Origin of the sequence: Streptomyces sp. RP5T, from assembly GCF_003933965.1 — a bacterium.
Taxonomy (GTDB): domain Bacteria; phylum Actinomycetota; class Actinomycetes; order Streptomycetales; family Streptomycetaceae; genus Streptomyces.
This window is the reverse complement of sequence record NZ_RSAJ01000043.1, coordinates 15,809-29,075: the sequence shown is the minus strand read 5'-3', so window position 1 is coordinate 29,075 and position 13,267 is coordinate 15,809. Positions and strand designations below refer to the sequence as shown.

Here is a 13,267-nt window from a genome sequence, read left to right as displayed (position 1 = left end):
GGACTGTGGGAGGGAGGACGCGCGGACGCGCCGGATCGCTGCATTCCGCCGGAACAGGCGTTTCATGCACCGTACACGTGTGTCAGTGGCACAGATGCGCCTCGTGCTCCGCGTGCCCGCCCGGCTCCAGCTGGAAGGTGCAGTGCTCCACGTCGAAGTGGTCGCCGAGGCAGTTCTGGAGCTCGTGCAGCATCTTCTCGTGGCCCGTGGCGCTGAGCAGGTCGGAGCGCACGACCACGTGCGCCGAGAGCACCGGCATCCCCGAGGTGATCGTCCAGGCGTGCAGGTCATGGACGTCCTCCACCCCGTCCAGGGCCAGGATGTGGGTCCGCACCTCCGTCATGTCGACGTCCTTGGGAGCGGACTCCAGCAGGACGTCGAGGGTCTCGCGCAGCAGCTTGAAGGTGCGCGGCACGATCATCAGGCCGATGACGAGCGAGGCGATCGGGTCGGCGGCCTGCCAGCCGGTGGTCAGGATCACCGCCGCCGAGACGATCACCGCGAGCGAGCCCAGCGCGTCCGCCGCGACTTCCAGGAACGCCCCGCGCACGTTCAGGCTCTCCTTCTGGCCGCGCATCAGCAGGGTCAGCGAGATCATGTTCGCGACCAGGCCGATCGCGCCGAAGACGATGGTCAGCCCGCCCTCGGTGTCGGCCGGCGTGACGAACCGCTGGATCGCCTCGTACAGGACGTAGCCGCCCACGCCGAGCAGCAGCAGGCAGTTCGCGAGGGCGGCGAGGATCTCCGCGCGGGCGTACCCGAAGGTGCGGTTGCCGGTCGCGGGGCGGTTCGCGAAGTGGATGGCGAGGAGGGCCATGCCGAGGCCCAGCGCGTCCGTCGCCATGTGTGCCGCGTCGGCGACCAGGGCCAGGGAGTCGGCGACGACGCCGCCCACGATCTCCACCACCATGACGGTGAGCGTGATCGACAACGCCACCCGCAGCCTGCCGACGTACGCGGCGGTCGCCGTACCGCCGACGGGCGCGTGCGTGTGCCCGTGGTCGTGCCCTGCCCCCATGGAAGCCGCCTCCTGCGTGTCGATCCGGACAGCCCGCCCGGGATCACAGTGAACTACGGGTGGGGGGTATCCGGCAACGCGGCACTGAACACCGTTGTCATGTGCCCTGACCTGCGGAAACGAAACGCAGGTCAGGGCGGGGCAGTCTCACCCGTGGTGCAGCTGCCAGCCGTGCCAGGCGGACTCGATCATCTCGCGCACCCCTCGCCGCGCGCTCCAGCCGAGCGCCTCGGCGGCCAGGGCGGCCGACGCCACCGACACGGGTGCGTCCCCGGGGCGCCGGGGCTCCACGACCGCGGGCCGTCGGTCTCCGGTCACCTCGCCGATCACCGTGACCATCTCCCGTACGGAGACGCCCTCGCCGCGACCGATGTTGACTGTCAGGTCGCCGGCCCCGCCCCCGTCGGAGAGCCGCCGGGCCGCCGCGAGATGCGCCTCGGCGAGGTCGGACACGTGGATGTAGTCCCGCACGCAGGTGCCGTCCGGCGTCGGATAGTCGTCGCCGAAGATCCGCGGGGCCTCGTCGCGGGTGAGGCGGTCGAAGACCATGGGCACGATGTTGAAGACACCGGTGTCCGCGAGCTCCGGCGCCGCGGCCCCGGCGACGTTGAAGTACCGCAGGCAGACGGTGGAGATCCCGTGTGCCTGCCCCGCCGCCCGCACCAGCCACTCCCCGGCGAGCTTCGTCTCGCCGTACGGGTTCACGGGCGCGCAGGGCGTCTCCTCCGTGATCAGCCCCACATCGGGGTTGCCGTAGACGGCCGCCGAGGAGGAGAAGAGGAAACGGTCGATCCCGGCCTCGGCCACCGCCTCCAGGAGGGTCGCCAGCCCGCCGACGTTCTCCTGGTAGTAGCGGGTGGGCTGCGCCACCGACTCGGCGACCTCCTTGCGCGCCGCAAGATGCACCACACCCGTCACCGCGTGCTCGGCCAGCACCCGCTTGAGCAGGCCGCCGTCCAGCGAGGAGCCGCGGACCAGCGGCACGTCGGCGGGCAGCCGCGCGGGCACCCCCGCCGAGAGGTCGTCCAGGACGAGCACCCGTTCCCCGGCCCCCGTCATGGCTCGCGCCACATGCGCCCCTATGTACCCGGCACCGCCGGTGATCAGCCACGTCATGGTCGTCCACCCTATGCCGACGCTCCCGCGCTGCCCCGATGTCCCGGATGTCCGCTCTGTGGGGCGCGGTTTGTGGGCGGGGGCCCGGATCACCGATGATGATCGCGGCAAAGGCCGGGGGAGACGCTGTTGATCGGTCCGTTAACGGGCGGTGAACGCCGCCCTCTTGGCATCCGATAGCCTCTGCCGACATGCCGCCCGCCTGGTCCAGCCAAGGGGCGCCCCCATCGTGCACATGACCGGCGCCCGCGCGTCGGCACCCAGGGAGTGAGTTCGGTTGTCGACCGCCATCCTCACCGGTCAGCCGGTCCCCGGTTCGTCGATCGAGGGTGATCTGCGGGCCCTCGGCTTCGACGTGCGGGTCGCCGTGGACGCCGCCGACGCCGAGCGGCTGGTCGCCGAGGCACCCTGCGACCAGCGCGTCGCCGTCGTCGACGCCCGGTTCGTCGGCCACGTGCACGCGCTGCGCCTGGGCCTGACCGACCCGCGCTTCTCCCTCGCCGCGCTGCCCGGCGCCGTCACCGCGCAGCCCGACGGCCGCGCGACCCTGACCCGCGCGCTGGCCCGCGAGAACTCCGCGGGCGGCGGCACCGCAGTCGCCGTCGACAGCCTGCCCGACCGCCTCGTCACCGCGCTGGCCGACGACGGCGCCGAGGTCCACCGCCCCGAGCTCGGCAGCCTGGTCGCCGCCGTCCCCGCCGACCCCCAGGCCCGCAACGAGGCACGGCAGGCCGTCGCGGACGTCGACGACGAGGCCGTACGCCTGAAGTCCGCCGTGAAGTCCCGCGACGGTTTCTTCACCACGCACTTCATCAGCCCCTACTCCCGCTACATCGCCCGCTGGTGCGCCCGCCGCGGCCTGACCCCGAACCAGGTCACCACGGCGTCGCTGATCACCGCGCTCGTCGCGGCGGCCTGCGCGGCCACCGGCACCCGGGGCGGCTTCGTCGCCGCGGGCGTCCTGCTCATCGCGTCCTTCGTCCTGGACTGCACCGACGGCCAGCTCGCCCGCTACTCCCTGCAGTACTCCACGCTCGGTGCCTGGCTCGACGCCACCTTCGACCGGGCCAAGGAGTACGCCTACTACGCCGGCCTCGCCCTGGGAGCGGCTCGCGGCGGCGACGACGTGTGGGCGCTGGCCCTCGGCGCGATGGTCCTCCAGACCTGCCGGCACGTCGTCGACTTCTCCTTCAACGAGGCCAACCACGACGCGACCGCCAACACCAGCCCCACCGCGGCCCTTTCGGACAAGCTCGACAGCGTCGGCTGGACGGTGTGGGTGCGGCGGATGATCGTCCTGCCCATCGGCGAGCGCTGGGCGATGATCGCGGTGCTGACCGCGCTGACGACTCCGCGGATCACCTTCTACGCCCTGCTCATCGGGTGCGCCTTCGCGGCGACGTACACCACGGCGGGCCGCGTGCTGCGGTCGCTGACCCGCAGGGCACGACGGACCGACCGGGCCGCGCAGGCGCTCGCGGACCTCGCCGACTCGGGCCCGCTCGCGCAGGCCGTCGCCGGGCTCCTCAGGGCTCCCGCCCGCCGCCTGCCCGGATTCGCCGCCCCCGTTCTCGCCCTGCTCGGCGGTCTCGTCCTCGTGGGCCTGGCCTGGCAGCCCGGCTTCGGCGGACCGCTGGCCGTGGTCGGCGCCGTGATCTACACCGTCACCTCGGGCCTCGCCGTCGCCCGCCCCCTCAAGGGCGCCCTCGACTGGCTCGTCCCCCCCTTCTTCCGCGCCGCGGAGTACGGCACCGTCCTGCTGCTCGCGGCCGAAGCGGACGTGAACGGGGCGCTTCCCGCGGCTTTCGGCCTGGTGGCCGCCGTCGCCTACCATCACTACGACACGGTGTACCGCATCCGCGGCAACGCCGGAGCGCCCCCGGCCTGGCTGGTGCGCGCCGTCGGGGGGCACGAGGGACGGGTTCTGCTCGTCACCGTTCTGGCCGCGCTGCTCACCGCCTCGCAGTTCACGGTCGCACTCACGGTCCTGGCCGTGGCCGTGGCCCTGCTGGTGCTCGTCGAGAGCATCCGCTTCTGGGTGTCCGCTGGGGCGCCCGCCGTACACGACGAAGGAGAACCCGCATGATCGGCCTCGTGCTGGCGGCCGGCGCCGGACGCCGACTGCGCCCCTACACCGACAGCCTTCCCAAGGCTCTGGTGCCGGTGGGGCCCGCGGGCATAGAGGGCGAACCCACGGTTCTGGACCTCACCCTCGCCAACTTCGCCGAGATCGGCCTGACCGAGGTCGCGGTCATCGTCGGCTACCGCAAGGAGGCCGTCTACGAGCGCAAGGCGGCCCTGGAGGCGAAGTACGGCCTCAAGCTCACCCTCATCGACAACGACAAGGCCGAGGAGTGGAACAACGCCTACTCCCTGTGGTGCGGCCGTGACGCCCTCAAGGACGGTGTGATCCTCGCCAACGGCGACACCGTGCACCCGGTCTCCGTCGAGAAGACGCTGCTCGCCGCGCGGGGCGAGGGCCGCCGGATCATCCTCGCCCTGGACACGGTGAAGAACCTCGCCGACGAGGAGATGAAGGTCGTCGTCGACCCCCAGCGGGGCATGACGAAGATCACCAAGCTGATGGACCCCGCCGAGGCCACCGGCGAGTACATCGGCGTCACCCTCATCGAGGGCGACGCCGCCCCCGAGCTGGCCGACGCGCTCAAGGCGGTCTGGGAGACCGACCCGCAGCAGTTCTACGAGCACGGCTACCAGGAGCTCGTGAACCGCGGCTTCCGCATCGACGTCGCGCCGATCGGCGACGTCCCGTGGGTGGAGATCGACAACCACGACGACCTCGCCCGTGGACGGGAGATCGCGTGCCGGTACTGACAAGGCTGATCCCCTCACCGGTCGTCGTGGACATCCGCCCGGGTGCCCTCGACGACCTGGCCTGCGTGCTCGCCGACGAGCGGATCTCGCACTCCGGCAAGCTGGCCGTCGCGGTCAGCGGCGGCTCGGGCGCCAGGCTGCGCGAGCGGCTGGAGCCCTCGCTGCCCGGGGCCACCTGGTACGAGGTCGACGGCGGCACCCTGGACGACGCGATCCGCCTGGCCGGCGACATGAAGGCCGGTCACTACGACGCGGTCGTCGGACTGGGCGGCGGCAAGATCATCGACTGCGCCAAGTTCGCCGCCGCACGCGTCGGCCTGCCCCTGGTCGCGGTACCGACCAACCTCGCGCACGACGGCCTGTGCTCGCCCGTCGCGACCCTCGACAACGACGCGGGTCGCGGCTCCTACGGCGTGCCCAACCCGATAGCGGCCGTCATCGACCTCGACGTCATCCGCGAGGCCCCGGTGCGCTTCGTGCGCGCGGGCATCGGCGACGCGGTCTCCAACATCAACGCGATCGCCGACTGGGAGCTGGCGAACCGCGTCAAGGGCGAGAAGATCGACGGGCTCGCGGCCGCCATGGCCCGCCAGGCCGGCGAGGCCGTGCTGCGGCACCCGGGAGGCGTCGGGGACAACGACTTCCTCCAGGTGCTCGCCGAAGCCCTGGTCCTCACCGGCGTCGCGATGTCGATCTCGGGCGACTCACGGCCCGCGTCCGGCTCGTGCCACGAGATCAACCACGCGTTCGACCTGCTCTACCCCAGGCGTGCCGCCGCCCACGGCGAGCAGTGCGGCCTGGGCGCGGCCTTCGCGATGTACCTGCGCGGAGCCCACGAGGAAGCGGCCTACATGGCCGGAGTACTGCGCCGGCACGGACTTCCGGTGCTGCCGGAGGAGATCGGCTTCACGCCCGCGGAGTTCGTGCGCGCCGTGGAGTTCGCTCCGCAGACCCGCCCCGGCCGCTACACCATCCTCGAACACCTCGACCTCAAGACCGACCAGATCAAGGACATCTACACCGACTATGTCAAGGCCATCGGTAGCTGAACTCCGTCCGGTCGTCCACCCCGCTGGGGTCAAGGACCGGCGCAGCGGTGAGCACTGGATGGGACGCCTCTACATGCGTGAGGTGTCCCTGCGGGTGGACCGCTACCTGGTGAACACCAGGGTCACGCCCAACCAGCTCACGTACCTGATGACCGTCTTCGGTGTCCTCGCGGCCCCGGCACTGCTCGTGCCGGGGATCCCGGGCGCCGTCCTCGGCGTGGTGTGCGTCCAGATGTACCTGCTGCTGGACTGCGTCGACGGCGAGATCGCGCGCTGGAAGAAGCAGTACTCGCTCAACGGCGTCTACCTGGACCGGGTCGGCGCCTACCTGACCGACGCGGCCGTGCTCGTCGGCTTCGGTCTGCGCGCCGCCGACCTGTGGGGCAGCGGCCGTATCGACTGGCTGTGGGCCTTCCTCGGCACCCTGGCCGCGCTCGGCGCGATCCTCATCAAGGCCGAGACCGACCTGGTGGGCGTCGCCAGGCACCAGGCCGGCAAGCCGCCCGTGCAGGAGTCGGCCGCCGAGATGCGCTCCTCGGGCATGGCGCTGGCCCGCAGGGCCGCCTCGCTGCTCAAGTTCCACCGGCTGATCCTCGGCATAGAGGCGTCCCTGCTGATCCTGGTCCTGGCGATCGCCGACCAGATGCGGGGCGACCTGTTCTTCACGCGGCTCGGGGTCGCGGTGCTCGCCGGTATCGCCATGCTCCAGACCCTGCTGCACCTGGTGTCGATCCTCGCCTCCAGCAGGCTGAAGTGAGCGGCGGCATGAAGGTCGGCGCGGTCATCATCACCATGGGCAACCGCCCCGAGGAGCTGCGCGCCCTGCTCGACTCGGTCGCCAAGCAGGACGGCGACCGAGTCGAGGTGGTCGTCGTCGGCAACGGCTCGCCCGTCCCGGACGTCCCCGAGGGCGTGCGCACCATCGAGCTGCCCGAGAACCTCGGCATCCCCGGCGGCCGCAACGTCGGCATCGAGGCCTTCGGCCCCAGCGGTCGCGACGTCGACATATTGCTCTTCCTGGACGACGACGGCCTCCTGCCGAACCACGACACCGCCGAACTGTGCCGCCAGGCCTTCACGGCCGACCCGCGGCTCGGCATCGTCAGCTTCCGCATCGCCGACCCCGAGACCGGCATCACCCAGCGCCGGCACGTCCCGCGGCTGCGGGCCGCCGACCCCATGCGCTCCTCCCGGGTCACCACCTTCCTCGGCGGCGCCAACGCCGTACGCACCCAGGTCCTCGCCGAGGTCGGCGGCCTCCCGGACGAGTTCTTCTACGCCCACGAGGAAACCGACCTGGCATGGCGGGCCCTCGACGCGGGCTGGATGATCGACTACCGGTCCGACATGGTGCTGTACCACCCGACGACCGCGCCCTCGCGGCACGCGGTCTACCACCGCATGGTCGCGCGCAACCGCGTCTGGCTCGCCCGCCGCAACCTGCCCGCGCTCCTCGTCCCGGTCTACCTGGGCGTCTGGATGCTGCTGACGCTCGCGCGCCGCCCCTCGCGGCCCGCCCTGAAGGCATGGTTCGGCGGCTTCCGGGAAGGCTGGAGCACGCCCTGCGGACCGCGCCGCCCGATGAAGTGGCGTACCGTCTGGCGACTGACCCGACTGGGCCGGCCCCCGGTCATCTGACAAGCTCGTTGCCGAGAGCGGCCGGGGCCGCACCCCGGCCTCCGCCCGGCCCCGCCCGTACGGGCCGCGCACCCCGAGCCATCCCGAAGAGGAAAGCTATCCATCAGTGAGTGAGACAACGCACGACGGCACGGTCACGCTGAGCGCGCCCGCGTCGCCCGACGAGGGCCTCTCGGCGGCGCAGCTCGCCGGCCGGTACGGCCTGACCGTGAGCGGTGCCAGGCCCTCGCTCGTGGAGTACGTCCGCCAGCTCTGGGACCGGCGCCACTTCATCCTCGCCTTCTCGCGGGCGAAGCTGACGGCCCAGTACAGCCAGGCCAAGCTCGGTCAGCTGTGGCAGGTGGCGACCCCGCTGCTGAACGCGGCCGTGTACTTCTTCATCTTCGGCGTCATCCTGAACGCCAGCCGCGGCATGCCGAAGGACGTGTACATCCCGTTCCTGGTCACGGGTGTCTTCGTGTTCACCTTCACGCAGAGCTCCGTCATGGCGGGCGTGCGCGCCATCTCCGGCAACCTCGGCCTGGTCCGCGCGCTGCACTTCCCGCGGGCGTCCCTGCCGATCTCCTTCGCGCTCCAGCAGCTCCAGCAGCTGCTGTTCTCGATGGTCGTGCTGTTCGCCGTGGCGATCGGCTTCGGGCACTACCCGGACCTGTCCTGGACCCTCATCGTCCCGGTGCTGATCCTGCAGTTCCTCTTCAACACGGGCCTGGCGCTGATCATGGCCCGCGCGGGTGCCAAGACCCCCGACCTGGCACAGCTCATGCCGTTCGTGATGCGCACCTGGATGTACGCGTCCGGCGTGATGTTCTCGATCCCGATCATGCTGGCCGACAAGCCGCAGTGGCTCGCCACGGTCCTGCAGTGGAACCCCGCGGCCATCTACATGGACCTGATGCGCTTCGCCCTGCTCGACGACTACGGCGCCGAGAACCTGCCCGACCACGTCTGGGCGGCCGCGGCCGGCTGGGCCGCGCTCTTCGCGCTCGGCGGCTTCGTGTACTTCTGGAAGGCGGAGGAAAGGTACGGCCGTGGCTGAGGACACCAGGGACGAGCGCACCCCCACCGTCATCGCGGACGAGTTGCACATCGTCTACCGCGTCAACGGCGCGAAGACCGGCAAGGGCAGCGCGACCGCCGCGCTGAGCCGCATCCTCAAGCGCGGCGAGGAGCGGGGCGTGCGCAAGGTGCACGCCGTCAAGGGCGTCTCCTTCGTCGCCTACAAGGGCGAGGCGATCGGCCTGATCGGCTCCAACGGCTCCGGCAAGTCGACCCTGCTGCGCGCCATCGCCGGTCTGCTGCCCGCCGAGAGCGGCCGCGTCTACACCCACGGCCAGCCCTCGCTGCTCGGCGTCAACGCGGCCCTCATGAACGACCTCACGGGTGAGCGCAACGTCATCCTGGGCGGGCTCGCCATGGGCATGTCGAGGGAGCAGATCAAGGAGCGCTACCAGGAGATCGTCGACTTCTCCGGGATCAACGAGAAGGGCGACTTCATCACCCTTCCGATGCGCACGTATTCCTCCGGAATGGCGGCCCGGCTGCGCTTTTCCATCGCCGCCGCCAAGGACCACGACGTCCTCATGATCGACGAGGCCCTGGCCACCGGCGACCGCAAGTTCCAGAAGCGCTCGGAGGAACGCATCCGGGAACTGCGCAAGGAGGCCGGCACGGTGTTCCTGGTCAGTCACAACAACAAGTCGATCCGTGACACCTGCAACCGCGTGCTGTGGCTGGAGCGCGGTGAGCTGCGCATGGACGGCCCGACCGACGAGGTCATCAAGGAGTACGAGAAGTTCACGGGCAAGTAGTCCACCCCGCCCCGGACGAAAGACACCGCCTCGCTCCACCGGGCCCCGCCGGAACTGTTCCGGCGGGGCCACGCGTCTGCAAAGGAAGCGTCAACTTCGGCCCCCCTTAGGAATCTTGGGGCCAATCGGTGTGTTGTTGTGATGTGCAGGACACCCCGACGATCCCTGCCGCGTTGTACAACGTAAGCTGTACCGGTGCCCAATCGCGGCAAGTAGGGCGATAATGCGCGACACCCCATCACTGGGACGCCGCGCGGAGGGCTGAGCGGCGTGTCCGAAATAGTGTGTATTGGGTCGGCGGTGTAGAACGGGAGATGTGACGGCGATGGCTACGGAAACTCCCCAGCTCAACGCAGCACGTGCCGTCCCCGCCGATGGCAGGCAGCGATGACGGAGACCGGCACGACGCGCCCCGGAGCGACGGAGCGCGGAACGCTCGACAAGGCCGCGGCGGAGAACTTCCCCGTGGCCCCCTTCTTCCTGCCCAAGGACTGGCGCGCCGACCTCATGGCGGTCTACGGCTTCGCGCGCCTCGTCGACGACATCGGCGACGGCGATCTCGCCCCCGGCGGCGCCGACGCCCGGCTGCTCGGCGTCCCGCCCGAGGAGTCCGAGGACCGGCTCGTCCTGCTGGACGCCTTCGAGGCCGACCTGGACCGCGTCTTCTCCGCCGAGCCCCGCCATCCGCTGCTGCGCCGCCTCCAGCCCACGGTCCGCCGGCGCTCCCTCACCCCCGAGCCCTTCCTCGGCCTGATCGCCGCCAACCGCCAGGACCAGCTCGTCACCCGCTACGAGACCTACGACGACCTGCTCGCCTACTGCGAGCTGTCCGCCAACCCCGTCGGCCGTCTCGTGCTCGCCGTCACCGGCACCTCGACCCCCGAGCGGATCCGTCTCTCGGACGCGATCTGCACGGCCCTCCAGATCGTCGAACACCTCCAGGACGTCGCCGAGGACCTCGGCCGCGACCGGATCTATCTGCCCGCCGCCGACATGAAGCGCTTTCATGTCCAGGAGGCGGATCTGGCCGCGAAAACCGCGGGCGCATCGGTGCGCGCTCTGGTTGCATACGAGGCGCAACGCGCCCACGAACTCCTGAATGAAGGCGCCCCCCTGGTGGGTAGCGTCCACGGCAGACTGAGGCTGCTGCTCGCGGGGTTCGTGGCGGGGGGAAGGGCGGCGCTCCGTGCGATCGCCGCCGCCGAACACGACGTACTTCCCGGCCCGCCCAAGCCCGGCAAGCTCCGGCTGCTGCGCGAGGTGGGCGTCACTCTGCGAGGAGAGGGGTGATCCGGACCGTGGAGTCACCACACGCGTCCGCACCGGTACTCGCCGCCTACAGCTACTGCGAGGCCGTGACCGGACAGCAGGCGCGTAACTTCGCGTACGGCATCAGGCTGCTGCCGACGTCCAAGCGGCGGGCGATGTCGGCCCTCTACGCGTTCTCACGGCGCGTCGACGACATCGGTGACGGCGCCCTGGAGACCGGTGTCAAGGCCGCGCGGCTGGAGGAGACCCGGGCGATGCTGACCCGGGTGCGCGAGGGCTCGGTCGACGAGGACGACACCGATCCGGTGGCCGTCGCCCTCGCCCACGCCGCCGAGACCTTCCCGATCCCGCTGGGCGGCCTGGACGAGCTCATCGACGGCGTCCTGATGGACGTACGCGGCGAGACCTACGAGACCTGGGACGACCTGAAGGTGTACTGCCGCTGTGTGGCGGGCGCCATCGGGCGCCTCTCGCTCGGCGTGTTCGGTACCGAACCGGGGGCGCGCGCCGTCGAGCGCGCGCCGGAGTACGCCGACACGCTCGGTCTCGCGCTCCAGCTCACCAACATCCTCAGAGACGTCCGTGAGGACGCCGAGGGCGGGCGCGTCTACCTCCCCGCCGACGACCTCGCGAAGTTCGGCTGCTCGGCCGGCTTCAAGGGGTCGAAACCACCGGAGGGCGCCGACTTCGCGGGCCTCGTGCACTTCGAAGTGCGACGGGCCCGCGCCCTTTTCGCCGAGGGCTACCGGCTGCTCCCCATGCTCGACCGGCGCAGCGGCGCCTGCGTCGCCGCCATGGCCGGCATCTACCGCCGTCTGCTCGACCGCATCGAGCGCGACCCCGAGGCGGTGCTGCGCGGCCGGGTCTCGCTGCCCGGGCGCGAGAAGGCGTACGTCGCGGTCCGCGGCCTGTCCGGACTGGACACCCGGCATGTGACGCGGCGGGCCGTCAGGAGGCGCGCCTGATGGGCGAGGTGGACAATCCGCTCCAAGGTGACGTCACCGGAGAAAAGCGGCACGCAACCCTCCGCTCGCGGACGGCGTCCCTGACTGCAACGGCCGGACGTGCACCGCACCAGCACCACGGCGTCCGGGCAGGGGAGGGTGGGCGATGACCGACGGACAGCGGTCGGGACGGGACGCCGTCGTGATCGGCGGCGGGCTCGCCGGCATCACCGCCGCGCTCGCGCTCGCCGACGCCGGAGTGCGCGTCACCCTGCTCGAAGGCAGGCCACGCCTGGGCGGACTCGCCTTCTCCTTCCAGCGCGGCGACCTGACCGTCGACAACGGACAGCACGTCTACCTGCGCTGCTGCACCGCCTACCGCTGGTTCCTCGACCGCATCGAGGGGACGGCGCTGGCGCCGCTGCAGGATCGTCTCGACGTGCCCGTACTCGACCTGGCCCGGCCCGAGGGCCGACGGCTCGGCAGACTGCGGCGCGACGCGCTGCCGGTGCCCCTGCACCTGGGGCGCAGCCTCGCGGCCTATCCGCATCTCTCGCTCGCCGAGCGGGCCAGGGTGGGGCGTGCCGCGCTCGCGCTCAAGGGGCTCGACCTCGCCGATCCGAGCCTGGACGCACAGGACTTCGGCAGCTGGCTGACCGCGCACGGTCAGTCGGCGCGTGCCGTGGAGGCCCTGTGGGACCTGGTCGGGGTCGCCACCCTCAACGCGGTCGCGGGCGACGCCTCGCTGGGGCTCGCCGCGATGGTGTTCAAGACCGGTCTGCTGTCCGACCCGGGCGCGGCCGACATCGGCTGGGCACACGTCCCGCTGGGTGAACTGCACGACCGGCTGGCCCGCAAGGCGCTCGACTCCGCGGGCGTGCGTACCGAGGTCCGTACACGCGTCACCTCCATCTCCACTGACGAGAACGGCACTTGGAGCGTTCAGGTTCCCGGGGAGACGCTCCGGGCCGACGCCGTGGTGCTCGCCGTGGCCCAGGGCGAGGCCGCTGACCTGCTGCCGGAGGGCGCGCTCGACGCCCCCGAAAATCTTCGGGAGATCGGCACCGCACCGATCCTCAACGTCCATGTGGTCTACGACCGCAAGGTGCTCCACAAGCCGTTCCTCGCCGCGCTCGGCACCCCGGTCCAGTGGGTCTTCGACCGCACCGACGCCTCCGGACTGCGCGAGGGCCAGTACCTCGCCCTGTCCCAGTCGGCCGCGCACGCCGAGATCGACGAGCCGGTGGCCGTACTGCGCGAGCGCTACCTGCCCGAGCTGGAGCGGCTGCTGCCGCTCGCCCGCGGCGCCGAGGTGAAGGACTTCTTCGTGACCAGGGAGCGCACGGCGACCTTCGCTCCCGCCCCCGGCGTCGGACGGCTGCGGCCCGGCGCCCGTACCAGAGCCCCCGGCCTCTACCTGGCCGGCGCGTGGACCGCCACAGGGTGGCCCGCGACCATGGAGAGTGCGGTCCGCAGCGGTGTGAGCGCGGCGGACGCCGCTCTCGCCGCCCTGGGCCGGCCCCGCCCCGCCCGTCTCTTCGAGTTCGAGGAGGCCGCGTGATGCTCGACCAGCACGGCGTATCCGGCCCC

General features: G+C 71.3%; 13 protein-coding genes. 11 read left to right on the top strand and 2 right to left on the bottom strand.

Going from position 1 to position 13,267, the window contains the following annotated elements; all coding sequences use genetic code 11:
- Positions 1–82: 82 nt before the first annotated feature.
- Together EHS43_RS07485 and galE are read right to left on the bottom strand one after the other, a co-directional pair.
- Positions 83–1,018, bottom strand: a complete 936-nt coding sequence (locus EHS43_RS07485) for a cation diffusion facilitator family transporter (protein ID WP_125189741.1) — start codon at positions 1,016–1,018, stop codon at positions 83–85.
- A gap of 147 nt (positions 1,019–1,165) precedes the next feature.
- A complete protein-coding gene (gene galE / locus EHS43_RS07480) occupies positions 1,166–2,134 on the bottom strand; it encodes a UDP-glucose 4-epimerase GalE (protein ID WP_125189740.1) in 969 nt (322 codons plus the stop codon).
- Between the two features lie 277 nt (positions 2,135–2,411).
- Here galE and EHS43_RS07475 point away from each other — a divergent pair, with 277 nt between their 5' ends.
- From EHS43_RS07475 to hpnE, 11 genes are all read left to right on the top strand, one after another.
- Positions 2,412–4,220 (top strand): DUF5941 domain-containing protein, encoded by a 1,809-nt coding sequence (locus EHS43_RS07475; RefSeq protein ID WP_125189739.1) that lies wholly within the window; start codon positions 2,412–2,414, stop codon positions 4,218–4,220.
- Positions 4,217–4,969: a sugar phosphate nucleotidyltransferase gene (locus tag EHS43_RS07470; protein WP_125189738.1), complete on the top strand. Its 753-nt coding sequence runs from the start codon at positions 4,217–4,219 to the stop codon at positions 4,967–4,969. Before EHS43_RS07475 ends, EHS43_RS07470 begins: the two co-directional genes overlap by 4 nt.
- Positions 4,957–6,018, top strand: coding sequence for an iron-containing alcohol dehydrogenase family protein (locus tag EHS43_RS07465; RefSeq protein WP_125189737.1), 1,062 nt, complete (start codon positions 4,957–4,959; stop codon positions 6,016–6,018). Before EHS43_RS07470 ends, EHS43_RS07465 begins: the two co-directional genes overlap by 13 nt.
- Entirely contained in the window at positions 5,996–6,775 is a 780-nt protein-coding gene (locus EHS43_RS07460) for a CDP-alcohol phosphatidyltransferase family protein (RefSeq protein ID WP_125189736.1), read from the top strand. The genes EHS43_RS07465 and EHS43_RS07460 overlap by 23 nt, the downstream gene beginning before the upstream one ends.
- Positions 6,772–7,656 (top strand): glycosyltransferase family 2 protein, encoded by an 885-nt coding sequence (locus EHS43_RS07455; protein WP_125189735.1) that lies wholly within the window; start codon positions 6,772–6,774, stop codon positions 7,654–7,656. Before EHS43_RS07460 ends, EHS43_RS07455 begins: the two co-directional genes overlap by 4 nt.
- 106 nt (positions 7,657–7,762) lie before the next feature.
- On the top strand, positions 7,763–8,692 hold the full coding sequence (locus tag EHS43_RS07450; RefSeq protein ID WP_125189734.1) for an ABC transporter permease: 930 nt from the start codon (positions 7,763–7,765) through the stop codon (positions 8,690–8,692).
- Positions 8,685–9,464 carry an ABC transporter ATP-binding protein gene (locus EHS43_RS07445; RefSeq protein ID WP_125189733.1) on the top strand — a complete coding sequence of 260 codons (780 nt, stop codon included), beginning with the start codon at positions 8,685–8,687 and terminating at the stop codon, positions 9,462–9,464. The genes EHS43_RS07450 and EHS43_RS07445 overlap by 8 nt, the downstream gene beginning before the upstream one ends.
- 387 nt (positions 9,465–9,851) lie before the next feature.
- Positions 9,852–10,754 (top strand): squalene synthase HpnC, encoded by a 903-nt coding sequence (gene hpnC, locus EHS43_RS07440; RefSeq protein ID WP_125189732.1) that lies wholly within the window; start codon positions 9,852–9,854, stop codon positions 10,752–10,754.
- Positions 10,751–11,698 (top strand): presqualene diphosphate synthase HpnD, encoded by a 948-nt coding sequence (hpnD, locus tag EHS43_RS07435; RefSeq protein ID WP_125189731.1) that lies wholly within the window; start codon positions 10,751–10,753, stop codon positions 11,696–11,698. Before hpnC ends, hpnD begins: the two co-directional genes overlap by 4 nt.
- Entirely contained in the window at positions 11,698–11,847 is a 150-nt protein-coding gene (locus EHS43_RS47045) for a DUF6380 family protein (RefSeq protein WP_221740723.1), read from the top strand. Before hpnD ends, EHS43_RS47045 begins: the two co-directional genes overlap by 1 nt.
- Entirely contained in the window at positions 11,844–13,238 is a 1,395-nt protein-coding gene (gene hpnE / locus EHS43_RS07430; protein ID WP_125189730.1) for a hydroxysqualene dehydroxylase HpnE, read from the top strand. Before EHS43_RS47045 ends, hpnE begins: the two co-directional genes overlap by 4 nt.
- Positions 13,239–13,267: the final 29 nt, after the last annotated feature.